This is a genomic window from Deinococcus multiflagellatus, assembly GCF_020166415.1.
In the GTDB taxonomy this organism is placed as follows: domain Bacteria; phylum Deinococcota; class Deinococci; order Deinococcales; family Deinococcaceae; genus Deinococcus; species Deinococcus multiflagellatus.
Window position 1 is genome coordinate 77,607 of the sequence record NZ_JAIQXV010000009.1, and the last position, 15,379, is coordinate 92,985.

The 15,379-nt window shown below is 70.0% G+C and carries 16 protein-coding genes; 6 read left to right on the top strand and 10 right to left on the bottom strand.

The window, feature by feature from the left end; all coding sequences use genetic code 11:
• Nucleotides 1–391: 391 nt before the first annotated feature.
• The 5 genes from hemA to K7W41_RS12290 form a co-directional block, all read right to left on the bottom strand.
• Nucleotides 392–1,477, bottom strand: coding sequence for a glutamyl-tRNA reductase (gene hemA / locus K7W41_RS12270; protein ID WP_224608806.1), 1,086 nt, complete (start codon nucleotides 1,475–1,477; stop codon nucleotides 392–394).
• Nucleotides 1,474–2,031 carry a precorrin-2 dehydrogenase/sirohydrochlorin ferrochelatase family protein gene (locus tag K7W41_RS12275; RefSeq protein WP_224608809.1) on the bottom strand — a complete coding sequence of 186 codons (558 nt, stop codon included), beginning with the start codon at nucleotides 2,029–2,031 and terminating at the stop codon, nucleotides 1,474–1,476. The genes hemA and K7W41_RS12275 overlap by 4 nt, the downstream gene beginning before the upstream one ends.
• Nucleotides 2,032–2,154: 123 nt before the next feature.
• On the bottom strand, nucleotides 2,155–3,705 hold the full coding sequence (cobA, locus tag K7W41_RS12280; RefSeq protein ID WP_224608813.1) for a uroporphyrinogen-III C-methyltransferase: 1,551 nt from the start codon (nucleotides 3,703–3,705) through the stop codon (nucleotides 2,155–2,157).
• A gap of 10 nt (nucleotides 3,706–3,715) precedes the next feature.
• Nucleotides 3,716–4,360 (bottom strand): DUF1990 family protein, encoded by a 645-nt coding sequence (locus tag K7W41_RS12285; protein ID WP_224608816.1) that lies wholly within the window; start codon nucleotides 4,358–4,360, stop codon nucleotides 3,716–3,718.
• 217 nt (nucleotides 4,361–4,577) lie between these two features.
• The gene (locus K7W41_RS12290; RefSeq protein WP_224608820.1) at nucleotides 4,578–4,859 is read right to left on the bottom strand and encodes a hypothetical protein; all 282 of its coding nucleotides are present in this window, start codon (nucleotides 4,857–4,859) and stop codon (nucleotides 4,578–4,580) included.
• Between the two features lie 132 nt (nucleotides 4,860–4,991).
• On the opposite strand from K7W41_RS12290, the gene K7W41_RS12295 reads away from it, so the two are divergent.
• Entirely contained in the window at nucleotides 4,992–5,744 is a 753-nt protein-coding gene (locus tag K7W41_RS12295) for a GNAT family N-acetyltransferase (protein ID WP_224608823.1), read from the top strand.
• Between the two features lie 76 nt (nucleotides 5,745–5,820).
• Here K7W41_RS12295 and K7W41_RS12300 read toward each other — a convergent pair whose 3' ends face one another.
• From K7W41_RS12300 to K7W41_RS12315, 4 genes are all read right to left on the bottom strand, one after another.
• A complete protein-coding gene (locus K7W41_RS12300; protein ID WP_224608826.1) occupies nucleotides 5,821–6,720 on the bottom strand; it encodes a P1 family peptidase in 900 nt (299 codons plus the stop codon).
• A gap of 205 nt (nucleotides 6,721–6,925) precedes the next feature.
• Nucleotides 6,926–7,984 carry a TerC/Alx family metal homeostasis membrane protein gene (locus K7W41_RS12305; protein WP_224608829.1) on the bottom strand — a complete coding sequence of 353 codons (1,059 nt, stop codon included), beginning with the start codon at nucleotides 7,982–7,984 and terminating at the stop codon, nucleotides 6,926–6,928.
• 267 nt (nucleotides 7,985–8,251) lie between these two features.
• The gene (locus tag K7W41_RS12310; RefSeq protein WP_107137559.1) at nucleotides 8,252–8,920 is read right to left on the bottom strand and encodes a response regulator transcription factor; all 669 of its coding nucleotides are present in this window, start codon (nucleotides 8,918–8,920) and stop codon (nucleotides 8,252–8,254) included.
• Between the two features lie 184 nt (nucleotides 8,921–9,104).
• Complete coding sequence (locus K7W41_RS12315) at nucleotides 9,105–9,398, bottom strand: hypothetical protein (protein ID WP_224608832.1); 294 nt, start codon at nucleotides 9,396–9,398, stop codon at nucleotides 9,105–9,107.
• Between the two features lie 74 nt (nucleotides 9,399–9,472).
• Here K7W41_RS12315 and K7W41_RS12320 point away from each other — a divergent pair, with 74 nt between their 5' ends.
• The 4 genes from K7W41_RS12320 (at nucleotide 9,473) to K7W41_RS12335 (ending at nucleotide 12,620) form a co-directional block, all read left to right on the top strand.
• Nucleotides 9,473–10,438: an alpha/beta fold hydrolase gene (locus tag K7W41_RS12320; protein ID WP_224608835.1), complete on the top strand. Its 966-nt coding sequence runs from the start codon at nucleotides 9,473–9,475 to the stop codon at nucleotides 10,436–10,438.
• Between the two features lie 70 nt (nucleotides 10,439–10,508).
• Nucleotides 10,509–11,546 carry a sugar phosphate nucleotidyltransferase gene (locus tag K7W41_RS12325; protein ID WP_224608838.1) on the top strand — a complete coding sequence of 346 codons (1,038 nt, stop codon included), beginning with the start codon at nucleotides 10,509–10,511 and terminating at the stop codon, nucleotides 11,544–11,546.
• 58 nt (nucleotides 11,547–11,604) lie between these two features.
• Nucleotides 11,605–11,793 carry a hypothetical protein gene (locus K7W41_RS12330; protein WP_221089506.1) on the top strand — a complete coding sequence of 63 codons (189 nt, stop codon included), beginning with the start codon at nucleotides 11,605–11,607 and terminating at the stop codon, nucleotides 11,791–11,793.
• Between the two features lie 98 nt (nucleotides 11,794–11,891).
• Nucleotides 11,892–12,620 carry a YebC/PmpR family DNA-binding transcriptional regulator gene (locus K7W41_RS12335; protein WP_221089505.1) on the top strand — a complete coding sequence of 243 codons (729 nt, stop codon included), beginning with the start codon at nucleotides 11,892–11,894 and terminating at the stop codon, nucleotides 12,618–12,620.
• A 68-nt stretch (nucleotides 12,621–12,688) separates the two neighbouring features.
• Here the strand turns inward: K7W41_RS12335 and K7W41_RS12340 are convergent, their stop codons facing one another.
• Entirely contained in the window at nucleotides 12,689–14,209 is a 1,521-nt protein-coding gene (locus K7W41_RS12340) for an amidohydrolase (RefSeq protein ID WP_224608841.1), read from the bottom strand.
• Nucleotides 14,210–14,301: 92 nt separating this feature from the next.
• On the opposite strand from K7W41_RS12340, the gene K7W41_RS12345 reads away from it, so the two are divergent.
• A complete protein-coding gene (locus K7W41_RS12345; RefSeq protein ID WP_221089503.1) occupies nucleotides 14,302–15,336 on the top strand; it encodes a response regulator in 1,035 nt (344 codons plus the stop codon).
• The last annotated feature ends 43 nt before the right edge of the window (nucleotides 15,337–15,379 follow it).

A 15,379-nucleotide genomic window follows, 5' to 3' on the forward strand; every position in this document is an offset into this window, starting at 1 on the left:
GCTTCCACTCCTCTCCGTCACCGTTTTTCTTTCTCCCTGGGGTCGGGTTGATCAGTTATGGAATAACTGACCAACCGGAATCCTTATTACCCGCTGAAATAGACCCACATGCAGCACTGCTACGAACTGCCGTCTATTTCTGGGAAAGAGGTGGCCGTGCCTCTGCTGCGGCGCCCTCCAGGTCCAGCGCCCCGACATCCTTATGTTTTCCTGCTCTGCTGCCCCGCTCTGCGAGTTCCTCCGGTTGAAAAATCCCGTCATGCGTGACGATATTTTCGGAAGCCGTGTGACTGAGCAGCGGCAGGCCAGAGACGCCGGTCCATACAGAAGGGGCCGGTCCCTCCTGGCCTCCTGGGAGCCCTGCTTCCCTATGTTCTCTGGCGAAGCCGCCCTAATCGCTGGCCAGGGCCAGTTCACGTAACCGGGCCTGACGGGTCAGGTGCCAGCGGCTCAGGTCAGCGGCGGCGTCGCGCACAATGGCGCCTGCGTGGGGCAGCGCAGCGCGGCGGCTTTGCAGGTTGCGGGCCACGATGCCGGTCAGGTCGTCGAGGTTGTGCAGGTGCGCGCCGGGCACCTCGGCAATGTCGGGCGCCAGAATGCGCGGCACACTGATGTCAATGAGGAACATGGACCGGCCCGGACGCTGACGCAGGGCGGCCCGCACGCCTTCGCCGTTCAGCACGTAATGGGGCGCGGCGCTGGAGGCGATCAACACGTCGGCTTCGGGCAGCACCTCATGCAGGTATTCGGCGGCGCAGGCGCGGCCCCCCAGCTTCTCGGCCAGCTGCCGCGCCCGCTCGGCGGTGCGGTTGACCACGATCACGTCGTCCACGCCCGCGGCACGCAGGTGGGTCAGGGTCAGTTCAGCGGTTTCCCCCGCGCCCAGAATCAGGGCGGTGCGGCCCGAGAGGCCCCCCAGCGCCGCCTGCGCCAGTTCCACAGCGGCGCTGGACACACTGACCACCTTGTCGCTCATGCCCGTTTCAAAGCGCACCCGCTTGCCCGCCGCCAGGGCGCCCTGGGCCACCTTGTTCAGCAGCGTTCCAGTCAGACCCCGCGCGCGGGCGTCCTGCCACGCCCGCTTCACCTGCCCCTGAATCTGCGTTTCGCCAATCACCAGACTGTCCAGGCCCGCCGCCACGCGGTACAGGTGCGCCACAGCGGCCTCGCCCCGGTGCACGTACAGGTGGCCCTCCAGGGCCTGCCCCCAGGCCCCCTCAAACGCGGCCAGGGGATCACCGCGCAGCCCCGCCAGATAGACCTCGGTGCGGTTGCAGGTGGCCAGTAGCATGACTTCCTCGGCATGCCGGGCCAGGTGGGCCAGCAGGGGCCCCTCTTCGCCCGCGCGCACGGCGGCGCGCTCGCGCACCTCGACGGGGGCGGTCTGGTGGTTCAGGCCCACCACCACGAGGTCCAGGGCTTCAGGCTGTGGCAGGCCGCTCAGGAAGGACCGGGCGGTGGGGCAGGCCAGCGTCATGCGGCCCCCAGGGCGCGGCGGATGTCAGCGCGCAGGGTGTCCAGAGCGGCGTGTTTCTGAGGTTCGGGCAGGGTCAGGGCCGCTTCACGCTGGGCGGTCCAGCGCCCCAGCTGCGCCTCGGTGGGCAGCAGTTCAGCGCAGCGCTGGGCCAGGGCCTGGGCCAGCATGGGCAGTTCGCGCCCGGTGCTCACGGCCACCTGCACGCCCGCTTCCTCGGCCACAGCGGCAAAGCGCAGACTTCCACGCGCGGCGTCGGCGGCGTCGTTGACAAGGCTGCCCTGGGCCCGCGCCTCGGCCACCACCTGCGCGTTCACGCGGGCGTCTGGGGTGGCGGCCACCACCAGCGCCGCGCCGTGCAGGTCGCCCTGGGCATAGGGCCGCGCCAGCACCGTCACGGGCAGCCCCGAGAATTCAGCCTGCACCTCGGGCGCCACCACCGTCACCGACAGCCCGGCGCGCAGCAGCGCATGCGCCCGGCGCAGGGCCACGCGGCCCCCGCCCACAATCACGGCGCGCGCCCCACGCAGGTCCAGGAAGGCGGGAAGCAGACTCACGGGGCGCAGCATAGCGTCCCAGAGGCGGGGCAGCCGTCCCCGACCGAACGGTCGGGAAAGCGGCTGGGAGGGGGTGAAAAGGCAGATGGCAGTGAGACTGCCTCATGCGGCCCAGCGGGCCTGTCAAGCCCTGGTTTGCCCGCGCCCCGCGTCCTGCACCCCGCTCCCCTCCATGCCTTCCACCACCGCTGCCGCTGCATCGGCCAGGGCGTCCAGGCTGGCTTCGTGGGCCACGATCACCTGGGCAAAGCCAGCCTCGCGGGCGGCGTCGGCGGTCTGGGGGCCCATGGCGGCCACGCGGAAGTCGGTGCCGGCCAGGGCGGCGAGGTGGCGGGCGGCGCTGCCGGAAGCCAGGGTCACCACGTCGGCCTGCCGCAGGCGCTCCAGGGTGCCGGGGTCCAGGGGCGCGGGTTCGGTGCGGTACAGCTCGGCGCGGGTATAGGGCACGCCCCGGGCGCTCAGGCCGCGTTCCAGCTCGTCCTCGGCCAGCTGGCTGGTGAGGTGCAGGGTCGCCTCGCCACGCTCCACGGGCAGCTCGGCGGCCAGATGCCGGGCGCCGGGGGTGGAAGGCACGAAATCGGCTTTTAACCCCCGTTCCGCCAGCGAGCGCGCCGTGCTGGGGCCTACGGCCGCCAGTTTCATGCCGGCCAGCGCGCGGGCGTCCAGGCCAGCCTCGTCCAGCAGTGTCCACAGGGCGCGCACCGCCTGATTGCTGGTGAGCAGCAGCCAACCGCCGAAGTCATGCAGCGCGGCGGCCACGGGCGCCAGATCCGGCGCAGGCGCAAAGCGGATCAGCGGCACCTCCAGCACCTGGGCGCCCCGGGCGCGCAGCACGTCAGACAGGGCACTGGCGCCTTCGCGGGTGCGGGTGACTGCCACCGTCTTGCCGGCCAGGGGGCCAGCCAGAACGGGCGCCGACTCGAACCAGCGCAGGGTGTCCCGAAGGCGCACCACTTCGCCCACCACGGTCACGGCCGGGGCCTGCAGGCCGGCCTCGCGGACCACCTGGGCGATGGTCGCCAGGGTGCCGGTCACCGCGCGCTGCTGCGGGGTGGTGCCCCACTGCACGGTGGCGGCCGGCGTCTGGGGGTCGCGCCCGGCGGCGATCAGGTCGGCCGCGATCTGGTCGAGGTTCCGCACGCCCATCAGCAGCACCAGGGTGTCCACGCCAGAGAGGCGCTCGTAATGGGCGCCGCCCTCCTTCGTGTTGCCGGTGAGCACCGCGAACGAGCGGGCCACCTCGCGGTGGGTGACGGGAATGCCCGCGTAGGCGGGGGCGGCAATGGCGCTGGTCACCCCGGGCACCACCTCAAAGGGGACCCCGGCCCGCACACAGGCTTCGGCTTCCTCGCTGCCGCGCCCAAAGACGAACACATCGCCGCCCTTCAGACGGGCCACCCGGCGCCCGCCGCCCTCCTGGGCCTTGGCCACCAGCAGTTCGCTAATCTGCTCCTGGCTGATGTATTCCGAAAAGCCTTTCTTGCCGACGTAGATGGTTTCGGCCTGGGGGCAGTGACGCAGCAGTTCGGGGTTGGCGAGGTAGTCGAACAGCACCACGTCTGCCGCCTGCAGCGCCTGCTGGCCGCGCAGGGTCAGCAGGCCCGGATCACCCGGCCCCGCCCCGATGAGGGACACAAAAGCGCGGGAGGGCACAGCGGCGGAAGGCGGAATCATGCCTCACAGGCTAGCGGCCCGGCGGCGGGACATATGCGGCCTCGCGCGTTTCATGGCCGCGTGCGCGCACGCTTCCGCCACTGACCGCCACGGCGCGCGACAGCACCGTCTCCCAGTTCAGGCGCTGCAGGGCGTGCGCCGCCAGCAGATAACTGAGGCGGTCGGGCCAGCTGGCCGCGCGGATGAAGACCTCAATTTCCAGGCGCAGCACGCCCCCGCCGGGCTCGGTCACCCCAAAGCGCACCGTGCCCGCATCGGCGTGCAGGCGCAGGGTGCGGATGCGAAAGGCGCGCGGCGTGACGGCCTCCACGACCACCCGGGCGCGCCGGATCAGGCCCATCAGAATCCGCAGGCGGGTGCCAGGGCCAATGGGCGGCCCCCCCTGAGCGGGCAGCGGGGCGTCCAGTCCCCGGAACCACGCGGCCAGACGCGGCGCGAATTCGGGCAGGTGCTGCAGCACCTCGGCGGTGATGGCTTCGGGAGAGCGGGTGGCGCCGGTCACCTCGGCCCAGAAGCGGCGGCGGACCACGGGCCCTGCGCCGTCCGCCAGCCCCGTGGGGCGCAGCGCCCCGGCCCCCGCTTGAAAGACGTTGCCCGACAGCAAAAAGGCGCCCAACGCCAGGGCCAACGTGCGAAAAACAGGAAGTTGAGCCATAGACACCTCGGCAGAGAGAAATGAACTCTGCCAGAAAGTATCTGGGCCTACACTGCCCGCTTCGGCGCGGCACAGGTCAAGGCGGCTTTAGAGAACTGAAGGTGGGGAGCCGTGCCGTGCAGAGGCGTCTTCAAGCGATGGCAGAGCGGAGGCATGGCACCAGAGCTGGAACCGCTCTGAACCTCCCAGCAAGCCGTTTCAGCCCCACACCAGCGCCTTAATCGGCGGCGGTGGCGTGCTCCATCGGCAGGTCCAGATGGTGGGCGCTCGTGTCGTGCAGGCCCGCAAAGCGCAGGTGACGCTGGCAGATGAACCACATTTCATCGCGGTCATTGGGCAGGATGAAATAGGCGTCCGAGGACTCCGACGGGTTGTACACCCCCAGGACGCGGTAGGCGCGCCCTTCGGAAAAGCCGCTGGACAGGGGCCGGGGCATGGGGGCGCGCGGGCCGTCCAGTTCGACAATCCGCACGAACAGGTGGGGGTGGAAAGCGATCATGCGTCTATGGTGGCGCTGGCCCCTACCCCTGAACGGAGAGAAGCCACACAAGCTCAGGAGTGGCCTAAGATCGCCTGAAGCTCCGCCAAGTGACGCATGAGTGTCCTGGCCCCGGGCCCCTATGCTCCCCCCATGCCCCTGTTCCCGGACCTCCTGCCCCACCTGAGCCGCGCCGAAGCGCAGGCGCACCGCCGCTTTGGCCGGGCGGCCACCTTTGGCCCGCTGCACGCCGCCTATGCAGGCCCGGGGCTGCCCCTGAACGCGGCGTGGCACGACGGCACCCGCCCACCAGACGCCGGGGCCCTGGCCGCCTTTGAAGCCTTTTGCGCCGAAGTGGGTACCCCGCCCACGGTGCACCTGCTTTCAGACGCGGTGCCGGGGGCGCTGGGAGTCCTGGGGGCGCGCGGCTACGCCCTGAGCACCCTGCTGCACGTCTACGCCCACGACCTGACGGCGCTGCCACCCAGAGCCGAGGTGGAGGAGACCCACGACGCCGAGGCCTGGGCCACCCTGTCGGCGCAGGGGTTCGGGGCGGGGAGCGGCCCCACCATGCAGGTGGTGGCGGCGGCCCCCGGCACGCGGCTGTTCGTGGCCCGGCGCGGGGGCGAGGCGGCGGGCAGCGCGGCCCTGAGCGTGACGGGCGGGGTGGCGGCGCTCTTTGGCATGTCCACCCGGCCCGACTATCGCGGCCAGGGCGTGCAGACCGACCTGCTGGCGGCGCGGCTGCACGCCGCCGCCCAGGCGGGGGCCGACTTTGCCAGCGTGTTCGTGACCCCAGGCAGCCCCAGCGAGCGCAACATCCGCCGGGCAGGGTTCGGGCTGGTCGGCGCGCGGCTGACGTTGAGTAAGACTGGGCCAGGGGGCCCTGACGGAACAAGCGCCTGAGCCGTTCTGGGACAAATGACCTGGGCAATCGAGCCTCTCAGCAAGGGGCGTGGCCTTGAGAGCCCAGCAGAGGCCTTCACCCCTCTGCCTGCGCCGCCCTCACCGCGTCGCGTACCGCCCCACAGACGGCTTCCTGTACCAGCGCGCCCAGCAGCAGCGGATCGGCCGCCGGGCGCGCGCCGCTGCTAAGGACGAAGGCGCTGTCGCCGTCCCAGAAGGTGTGGCTGGGGTGAATCACTCGTGCCAGGGCAGCCTGCGCGGCGTCCGCGAGGCGGCGGCATTCGGGCTTGGTGAGGGCATGCTCGGTGACCACCGCCACCAGGGTGGTGTTCTCGGCGTCGCCGGGGGTAAAGGCCACGGCACCTGGGCCTACCCCGGGCCCGGCCAGCACGCCACCCTGCTCATCCAGCACGTCGCCAATAGGGTTCACCACCGCCAGCGCGCCCGCTTGTACCCCGTGGCGCTCGACCAGCACACTGCCCAGGCCGCCGGGCACCGCCCCGCTCCCCAGGTACTTGCCAGCAGTGGCCCCGGTGCCGGCCCCCACCCGCCCCCGGGCCACCGGATCGGCGCTGGCGGCGCGGGCGGCAAGTTCGCCTTCCCGTTCGCCGGGACGCACCGTGGGGTCGCCCACGCCCAGGTCATAGATCACAGCGGCGGGCACGATGGGCACGCGCGCCCAGGGGGTTTCATGCCCAATGCCCCGCTCTTCCAGCACCCGTACCACCCCGGCCGCCGCCGCCAGCCCAAAGGCGCTGCCGCCGGTGAGCAGCAGGGCGTGCACGCGCTCCACCTTCTTTTCCGGCGAGAGCAGCACCCCCTCGCGCGTGCCGGGGCTGGGCCCCAGGAACGACGCCGACGCAACGGCGCCCCCCGGCGGGCACAGGATGACTGTGCAGCCGGTGCGGGCGGGCGCGTGGGTCCAGTGGCCCACCTGAAAGCCTGGAATGCCAGTCAGGGTGCGGTTGGGGGTCATAGGAAGGAGGAGAGCACAGCAGGGAGGGGAAGCCCCCTCACCCCTTGCTGCGCGGGGGCCCTCTCTGCTGCGCAGCTCTTCGAGTCCCACAGGGGGAGAGGGTCAGGGGTGCTTTTCATCGTGCCCTCCAGTGGACGAAACCCTCTCCCACGAGGGGAGAGGGTCAGGAGACATGCACTTTGTGGCTGGCAGATGCGAGCTGTTTTCAGTCCGTCGCCTGGACCTCGTTCTTGCCCTGGCCGCCACCGCCGCGCGTGCGCCACAGGCTGACCAGCACGCCGCCCGCCAGGATGCCCACGGTGACGGTCAGGCTGATGGCCGGGTCCACCTTGCCGAAGAACTGGCCGTAGAAGATCTTGCCGCCAATGAACACCAGCACCAGGGCCAGGGCGGGCTTCAGGGCGCTGAAGCGGTGAATCAGGGCGTCCAGGGCGAAGTACAGGGCGCGCAGGCCCAGAATGGCGAAGATGTTGCTGGTGTACACGATAAACGGGTCCTGCGTGATGGCGAAGATGGCCGGAATCGAGTCCACGGCAAACACCAGATCCGCGAATTCCACCAGCAGCAGCGCCAGCAGCAGCGGGGTGGCGTGGGTGCGCACGCGGCCCAGGGCGTCGGGCAGCTTGGTCAGGAACTTCTGGCCGTCCAGCTTGGGGCTGATGGGCATCACCCGGCGCAGGGCGCGCACCACCGGGTGGCGCTCCAGGTCGGGGGCTTCATCATGGCCGCCCTTGTTCAGCAGCAACTTCACACCCGTCAGCAGCAGGAAGGCGCCGAACACCCACATGATCCAGTCGAACTGCGTGACCAGCGCTGCACCCAGCCCGATCATGATGCCGCGCAGGACGATGACGCCCAGAATCCCCCAGAACAGCACGCGGTGCTGCAGGTGGCGGGGAATCGCCAGCGCCGCGAAAATCACGCTGATCACAAACACGTTGTCCAGGGCCAGCGCCTTTTCCACCGCAAAGCCGGTCAGGTAGGCCATGCCGCTCTGGGCGCCCAGCGTGACCCACACCCACGCCCCGAAGGCCAGCGCAATGGCGATGTAAAAGGCACTCAGCTTCAGGCTGCTGGCCACCCCGATCACCTGGGCATCGTCGCCGTGCTCGGCCGCCTTGGCCGCGCGGCGGCGGCTGAGCACCCCCAGGTCAAAGGCCAGCAGGGCCACCACCAGGGTCATGAACAGCAGCCACATCCACGCAGGCTTGCCCAGCCACAGCACCGAAAACGCCGACGACAGATCCGCAAAGATCGCTTCCACAGGGAGCCTCCAGTGGACGCGGCGAAGAGGCAGGGCCGCCACCAACGAAAAACGCCGGCAGGGGCGCGGCCTTCACCGCGTTCCTGCCGGGTCTGGCCCTTTGTGCGCGCGACCGGGTGACCTTTGGCCACCGGACTGACGATCACGCGCTCCCTGAAGCTCAGGGCGGCGTACTCCCCCGGAATGACCCCCAGTCTGCCAACCAGGGGCGGGCGAGATTGTAAGAAGCGCACGAAGATTGCCGGGGGAACCCTCTCCCTCAGCGGCTTAAGGGGTCTTCAGGGCGTAGCCAATGCCGCGTACGGTGCGGATGATGCCGTAGCCGTCCAGGTCGCGCAGTTTGGCGCGCATGTTGGCCATGTGCACGTCCACCACGTTGGAGTTGCTGGGCAGTTCGCCGTTCCAGACCTCGCGCTCGATTTCCTGGCGGGAATACACGCGCCCCGGCTGGCGGGCCAGGAAGGTCAGCAGATCAAACTCCTTGGGCGACAGGCGCACCTCGTGGCCGTTGTAGTGGCACAGGCGCTTTTGCGGATGAATCTCCAGCGGCCCAATCGAAATCACCTCGCCGTGCTGCTGGTGCCTCAGCTGCACCTTCACCCGCGCCACCAGCTCTTCGGGGTGGAAAGGCTTGGTCATGTAGTCGTCGGCGCCGGCTTCCAGCAGGTTGACCTTGCGGTCCACGGCGTCCATGGCGGTCAGGATGATGATGGGCACGCTGCTCGTCTTGCGCAGGCGCCGGGCAATCTCGGCGCCGTCAAAGTCGGGCAGGCCCAGGTCCAGAATCACGAGGTCGGGGCTGCTTTCACGCGCGCTGGTGAGGCCGGTGACGCCGTCGGGGGCGGCCAGCACCTTGTACCCCGCCTGCTCCAGCTCGTACTGCACGACGCGGGTGATGTCTGGATTGTCTTCGATCAGAAGGATGCGTTGCTCCATAGCTGCTGTGGGGTCTCCTCGGGAACGCGGCGGGCCGGACCGTTCCGTGACCGGCGGCGGACAACGGCGGACGTCCGCTGGCGGCGGCGGATGCGCAGTGCACCTGTTTCCGGGACATGGTAGGGGGCGCGCGCCCTGATTGGGGCGCAGGCACGGTTTATGGTCCCTTAACAGCCTTCTGCGGTCAGTCGGGCGGCCCAGGCTCGCCGGGCACGAGCACCCGGTCCACCTGCACCCCGTAGCGCAGCAGCACGGTCTTCAGGCGCTGCGTGGCCGCCACCGCCAGCGTGCGGTCTGAAGGGGCAAACGCCAGGGTCAGGCGGCCCGGGGCGCCCCCTCGCGGCTCTTGCACCTGCAGCTGCAGCGGGCGGCGAAAAGCAGGGTCACGCAGCACGTCGCGCAGCACCCGGGTAAAGGCCAGTTCGTCCAGCCCTTCGAGCACGAAACGGATGCCCAGCGGCACCTGGGGCTCGGTCATGGCGCGCGCCTCATGGCCTCACCCTAGCGCCCGCCCCCGGCACGCCCACCAGAACGCGGCCTACAATGGCGCCCATGACCGGCCCCGACGACCTTGCCCACGAAGGGACCCCGCCCCTGCTGTCACCCGAGGACGGCACCCAGGGCCGCGTGTACCTTGAGCGCCTGAACGGCGCGGAGTTGCACTTTGAGGTGACCGGCGACCCGGCAGGCGACGCCCCCACGCTGGTGTTCCTGCACGGCGGCCCCGGCTACAACAGCTATTCCTTCCAGGCCCTCTTTGGAGACCGCCTGCCAGAGCCGGCCGTGTTTCTGGACCAGCGCGGCTGTGGCCGCAGCGGCCCCCTGGCCGACACCGACCAGGGCGACGAAACCCTGGACCTGGACACCCTGACGGGCGACCTAGAAGCCCTGCGCGAGTTCCTGGGGGCCCGGCAGATTGTGCCGCTGGGCCACGGCTTCGGGGCGCTGGTGGCGCTGGAATATGCCCGGCGTTACCCGGCGCGCACGGCGCGGGTGGTCGTGGTGAACCCCTGGGTGCATTTTCCCGAACTGGCCCTGACCCTGCTGCGCGAGGCCAGTGAGCGCCGGGGCGTGGCCCTGGAAGACCCCGCCGACGACCTGCGCGCCCGCACCCCCGAAGGCCAGTACCCGGCGGTGGGCGGCGCGCGCGTGGAGGCGGCCTTTGCCCTGCTGAACGCCCGCGACCTGCTCAACGCCCTGCAGTTCAAGGACAACGCCAGCCGCATGCACCTGGAATTCACCGACGCCGAGGGGCAACTGCTGGGCGGCGGCGAGGTGGGCGACGCCCTGGTGGCCCAGGGCCTGTGGGAGTTTGAATACCCGCCTTTTTTACAGGAGATTCGCCGCCCGGTGTTCGTGATCGCGGGCGCGCACGACCACACCAGCTACCCCGAGCAGGTGGCCTGGGTGGCCGACCTGACCGGCGGCGACGTGACCGTGCTGGACGCCGGGCACTACCCCTGGCTGGACGACGAGGACGCCTTTGCCGAGGCGCTGGACGACGCCCTGAGCCGCTAGGGGCCTCAGGCGGGGTGGGCAACTTCGCAATCGGGCGCGCGCGCCGGCCCGTATACTCCGCTGTGATTGCATGAAAGGGCTTATTCTCGCCGCTGGGCGCGGCAGTCGTCTTCTTCCCATCAGCGCCACACGGGCCAAACATGCCGTGCCGGTGGCCGGCGTGCCCATCGTTGCGCGGGCGGTACAGGCCCTGCGGGACGCGGGTATTCAGGACATCGGCATTGTCACCAGTCCGTCCTCAGAGACAGACCTGCGCGACGCCACGCAGGACAGCGGGCACCTGACGTTTATCCGCCAGAGCGAGGCCCTGGGCACCGGGCACGCTGTGCTGGCCGCCCACGCCTTTTTAGAGCATCAGCCCACGCTGCTGTACCTGGGCGACAACCTGTTTCAGGACAACCTCAGCCCCCTGGTCGCGGCCCTGCGGGGCGCCGAGGCGGCCCTGGGGGTCAAGGCGGTGCCCAACCCCCAGGCCTACGGGGTGGCGGTGGTGCAGCACGGGCGGCTGCAGCGGCTGGTGGAAAAACCGCGCAAGCCCGAGAGCAACCTGGCGGCCTGTGGGGTCTTTGCCTTTCAGCCCCACTTGCTGGAGCATGTGGCCGAACTGGCCCCCAGTGACCGGGGCGAGATTGAATTTCCGCAGGCCCTGACCCGGCTGATGGCAGCGGGCGGCACGGTGCGCGCCGTGGAATTCAGCGGCTTCTGGTCCGACGCCGGCACCCCCGACGACCTGCTGGCGGCCAACACCCACTTTCTGGCGCAGCAGCGTCCGCGCGTGGAGGGCCGCGCCGAGCGCAGCGTGATCACCGGCAACGTGGTCATTGAGGCCGGCGCGCTGGTCGAAGACAGCGTGATCACCGGCCCGGTGTGGATTGGCCCGCACGCGCTGGTGCGCGGCGCTACCCTGGGGCCTTTCGTGAGCATCGGCGCGCACGCCCGGGTGGACACGGCGCGGCTGCACGGCGCCCTGGTGGATGAATTCGCCCGCATTCTGCACCCCAGCCGCCCGCTGAGCCGGGTGCTGATTGGCCGCCACGCCCTGGTGTCGGCGCCCAGCGAATCGGGCCTGCAGCTGGTGATGGGTGACCGCAGCGTGGTGCGGATCTAAAGGTCAGGCGCAGCTCGTCCACACTTGCCACGGCGCCGCGCGCCGTAGAGTGCGGGGTATGACACAGTCCAGGGACAGCGCCAGCAGCGGCGAGGGGCGGCCCGAGGGCGCCCGCAGTGAGGTGCTGATCAGCGGCGTGGACACTGGCCCGCCCGAACAGGAGCGCGCCAACCTGTCGCCCACCGAGGACCAGGCGCGCTTTCAGCCGGCCCACCCGGCCCACGAACCCACCGACGAGGACGGCTAAAGCCAGCCAGCTGTGCCCATACGCTAAACTGCCCTCTGCACGCGCCCCCGATGGTCTTTTCGAGCGGGCGCAGTTTTCACGCAAGGAGAGTTTTCAGCATGGCCGGTCACAGCAAATGGTCTCAGATCAAGCGCAAGAAGGGTGCCAACGACAGCAAACGCAGCGCGATGTACTCCAAGCACATCCGCGCCATTCAGGCCGCCGTCCGCTCGGGCGGCAGCGGCGACCCCGCCGGCAACCTCAGCCTGAAAAATGCCATTGCCGCCGCCAAAAGCGCCACCGTTCCGGTGGACAACATTGAAAACGCCATCAAGCGCGCGGTGGGTGCGGGCGAGGGCGCGGCCGACTACAAGGACGTGACCTACGAGGGCTACGGCCCCGGGGGCACAGCCATCTTCATTGAGACGCTGACCGACAACGTGAACCGCACGGTGGCCGACATCCGCGCGGTGTTCAACAAGCGCGGCGGTTCTCTGGGCACCAACGGCAGTGTGGCGTGGCAGTTCGAGAAAAAGGGCGTGCTGCTGCTGAAAGACACCAGCGAGCAGGCTCAGGAAACCGCCATTGAGCACGGCGCCGAGGATATTCAGGAGTCCGAGGACGGCCTGGAAATCAGCACGGGCCCCAACGACCTGTACGCCGTGCAGGACGCCCTGGCCGCCGCCGGCTTCACGGTCGAAAGCGCCGAGGTGGCCATGCTCCCCAGCAACACCGTGGCCGTCAGCGGCGACGACGCCAAAAAACTTCTGACCCTGATTGACGCCTTAGAAGACCTCGACGACGTGCAGAACGTGTACTCGAACGCGGAGTTCCCGGAAGAAGAGTAGAGGGTGAACGGTTGATGGTTGATGGAGCACTGCTTTTTCCATCAACCATCAACCCTTTGCCATCAACCTCAAAGCACCAGGGCCTGCGCCGTTCCCCCCAAACGGTCCCACAGGGTAAAGGCGGCGCGGGCGCCGGGGCGGATCACGCCCTCGTCGGTCCAGCCGGCGGCCAGGGCGGGGCCGTGGGTGTGGGCGCGCAGCACGTCCAGCTCCGTGAGGGCCTGCTCTGGGGCGAGGCGCTCGCCCCCGTCGTCCACGCGGGTGAGGGCGGCGGCGAAGTTGGCGCGGTAGTCCGGCGGGGCCACCGGGGCGTCGCTGCCAAAGGCCAGCACGGCGCCGGCGTCCTGCAGCGCCTTGAAGGCGTAGCTCTGGGCCTGCAGGTGCGGCAGCAGCGTGCGGATCATGGGGCCGTCGGCCTGCAGGTGAATGGGCTGAACGCTGGCGGTCAGGCCCTGAAAGCGGGGGATGTCCTGGGGGCGCAGATGCTGGGCATGTTCAACGCGCAGGCGCACGCCCCGCTGCCGGGCGAGCCCCCGCAGGTCGTCGTAGGCGTTCAGGACTTCGGTGTTGGCGCGGTCGCCAATGGCGTGGGTGACCGGGGTCAGGCCCAGGTGCAGCGCCTCGCGGCCCCGTTCGCGGATCAACTCCGGCGGGTCCAGCGGAATGCCGGTGCCCGAGCCGTCGGCAAAGCCTGGGGCGTGCAGCCACGCGGTGCGGCTGCCCAGGGCACCGTCGGCAAAGAACTTCACGCCGCCCCACTGAAACAGCCCGCCCGGCGTGCGGCGCAGGCCCAGCCCCCGCGCCAGTTCCAGGCGGTCATGCGGCAGGCAGGCCCACACCCGCAGGGGCAACTCGCCGGCGTCGGCCAGGGCCTGCAGGGCGCGCGGCGCTTCGGGGGCTTCAAAGGCCATGGTGTGTGCGCTGACATACCCCCGCGCGGCCAGGTCCTGGGCCCCAGCGCGGGCGGCGGCCAGATACTGCGCCTCGCTGGGCGGCGGGATCACGGCCTCCACCAGCCCCGAGGCGTGCTCCAGCAGGCAGCCCAGGGGCCGCACAATCTTGCCGCCCTCGGGGTCCGGCGTGTCCTCGTGGATGCCCGCCGCCCGCAGCGCCGCCGAGTTCGCCCAGGCCATGTGCAGGTCGCGCGAGTACAGCAGCACCGGGTGGTGTGGGCTCACCTCGTCCAGCAGGGCCGCTGAAGGGTAGTCGCCCAGGCCCAGTTCGGACAGCAGAAAGCCCCCACCGCGAATCCACTCTCCCTGGGGCGTGTTCAGCACGCGCTGGCCCACCTTCGCCTGCACCTCGGCCACGCCCCGCGCGCCGTGCAGGTTCAGCTGCCCCAGGGAAAAGCCGTAGGCCACCAGATGAATGTGCGCCTCCGAGAGCCCCGGGGTCAGCAGCAGGTCGCGGTGGTCGCGCACCTCGGCGCGGGGGGCCAGGGCGCGCAGGTGCTCGCGCGTGCCCACCGCCAGCACGCGGCCGGCGCCCACCAGCACCGCGTCGGCGTTCGGGTGCTGGGGGTCCAGGGTCAGGGCACGGGCCTGCAGCAGGGTCAGCGGCGCGGGGGCCGCCGGGGTGGGCTGGGTCATGGGCGGCAGCGTAGTGCATTGGGCGGGTCGGGTGTTGGGCTGGCCTTTATTTCTGGCGCCAGGGCCGCCCGGTTTCGTAATACACTCACGCCATGCCCCGCATCCTCGTGGTGGATGACGACGCCGCCATCCTCAAGCTTGTCAGCGTGATTCTGTCCCGCGCCGGGCACGAGGTGCGCACCAGCACCCACCCGGTCGAGGCCCTGGACCTGCTGAAGGTCTTTACCCCCGATCTGGTCATCAGCGACGTGGTGATGCCGTATATGACCGGCCTGGAATTTCTGGAAAAGGTGCGGGCCCACGAGCAGCTGTCCGCCATTCCGTTCATGCTGCTTTCCAGCCACGCCGAACGCGGCGACGTGCGGCGCGGCATGAACCTGGGCGCCGACGACTACCTGCCCAAGCCCTTTACCCCCCAGGACCTGACCACCGCCATTGACGCCCGCCTGAGGCGCGCGGGCCTGACCCTGCAGGGCGAAAGCGGCATGCAGGCCAAGGGCCTGGGCACCGCGCAGGTGGTGTGGAAGGGCAGCGCGGTGTCGTGGGTGAGCCGCAAGGCGCTGGAGCTGTTCTTTTATCTGCTGGAACACAAGGAAGTCACCAGCTGGGAAGCCGCCGAGGCCCTGTGGCCCGAGAAGGACGAGGCCCGCGCCAGCAGCCTGTTTCACACCACCCTGCACCGCTTGCGCCGCAGCCTGAGCAACGAGGCGGTGGTGAGCGCCAACCGCCGCTACGCCCTGAACGCCGACCTGAACCCCGAATACGACGTGCAGCGCTTTGAACTGCTGGCCGCCCAGGCCGAACAGGGCAGCCTGGGGCTGGAAGAACTGCGCGAACTGGTCACCCAGTACGGCCAGTTTCTGCCCGGCACCGACAGCCCCTGGGCCGACGACGTGCGCGCCCGCCTGGAGCAAAAGCAGCTGAGCCTGCTGGGCATTGCCGCCCGCGCCGCCACCCTGGCCGGACGCGACCGCGACGCAGCGCAGTTTCACCAGCGGGCTCTGGCCATTGACCCCATGAGCGAGAGTGACTGGCAGGGCCTGGCCCGCGCGCTGGACACCATTGGCGATCCCCGGGCGCGGCTGGCTGCCCAGCGGGAAGCGTGGTGGGCGGTGGATCTGGATTAAGGAACAAGGGGGGGCCGCCGGCACACAGGTGCAGCGGCCCCTG

Coding starts and splice junctions, on each gene's coding strand:
- hemA (WP_224608806.1), bottom strand. CDS start 1,477: ATGACGCTGGCCTGCCCCACCGCCCGGTCCTTCCTGAGCGGCCTGCCA.
- cobA (WP_224608813.1), bottom strand. CDS start 3,705: ATGATTCCGCCTTCCGCCGCTGTGCCCTCCCGCGCTTTTGTGTCCCTC.
- K7W41_RS12285 (WP_224608816.1), bottom strand. CDS start 4,360: ATGGCTCAACTTCCTGTTTTTCGCACGTTGGCCCTGGCGTTGGGCGCC.
- K7W41_RS12290 (WP_224608820.1), bottom strand. CDS start 4,859: ATGATCGCTTTCCACCCCCACCTGTTCGTGCGGATTGTCGAACTGGAC.
- K7W41_RS12295 (WP_224608823.1), top strand. CDS start 4,992: ATGCCCCTGTTCCCGGACCTCCTGCCCCACCTGAGCCGCGCCGAAGCG.
- K7W41_RS12300 (WP_224608826.1), bottom strand. CDS start 6,720: ATGACCCCCAACCGCACCCTGACTGGCATTCCAGGCTTTCAGGTGGGC.
- K7W41_RS12310 (WP_107137559.1), bottom strand. CDS start 8,920: ATGGAGCAACGCATCCTTCTGATCGAAGACAATCCAGACATCACCCGC.
- K7W41_RS12315 (WP_224608832.1), bottom strand. CDS start 9,398: ATGACCGAGCCCCAGGTGCCGCTGGGCATCCGTTTCGTGCTCGAAGGG.
- K7W41_RS12320 (WP_224608835.1), top strand. CDS start 9,473: ATGACCGGCCCCGACGACCTTGCCCACGAAGGGACCCCGCCCCTGCTG.
- K7W41_RS12325 (WP_224608838.1), top strand. CDS start 10,509: ATGAAAGGGCTTATTCTCGCCGCTGGGCGCGGCAGTCGTCTTCTTCCC.
- K7W41_RS12330 (WP_221089506.1), top strand. CDS start 11,605: ATGACACAGTCCAGGGACAGCGCCAGCAGCGGCGAGGGGCGGCCCGAG.
- K7W41_RS12335 (WP_221089505.1), top strand. CDS start 11,892: ATGGCCGGTCACAGCAAATGGTCTCAGATCAAGCGCAAGAAGGGTGCC.
- K7W41_RS12340 (WP_224608841.1), bottom strand. CDS start 14,209: ATGACCCAGCCCACCCCGGCGGCCCCCGCGCCGCTGACCCTGCTGCAG.
- K7W41_RS12345 (WP_221089503.1), top strand. CDS start 14,302: ATGCCCCGCATCCTCGTGGTGGATGACGACGCCGCCATCCTCAAGCTT.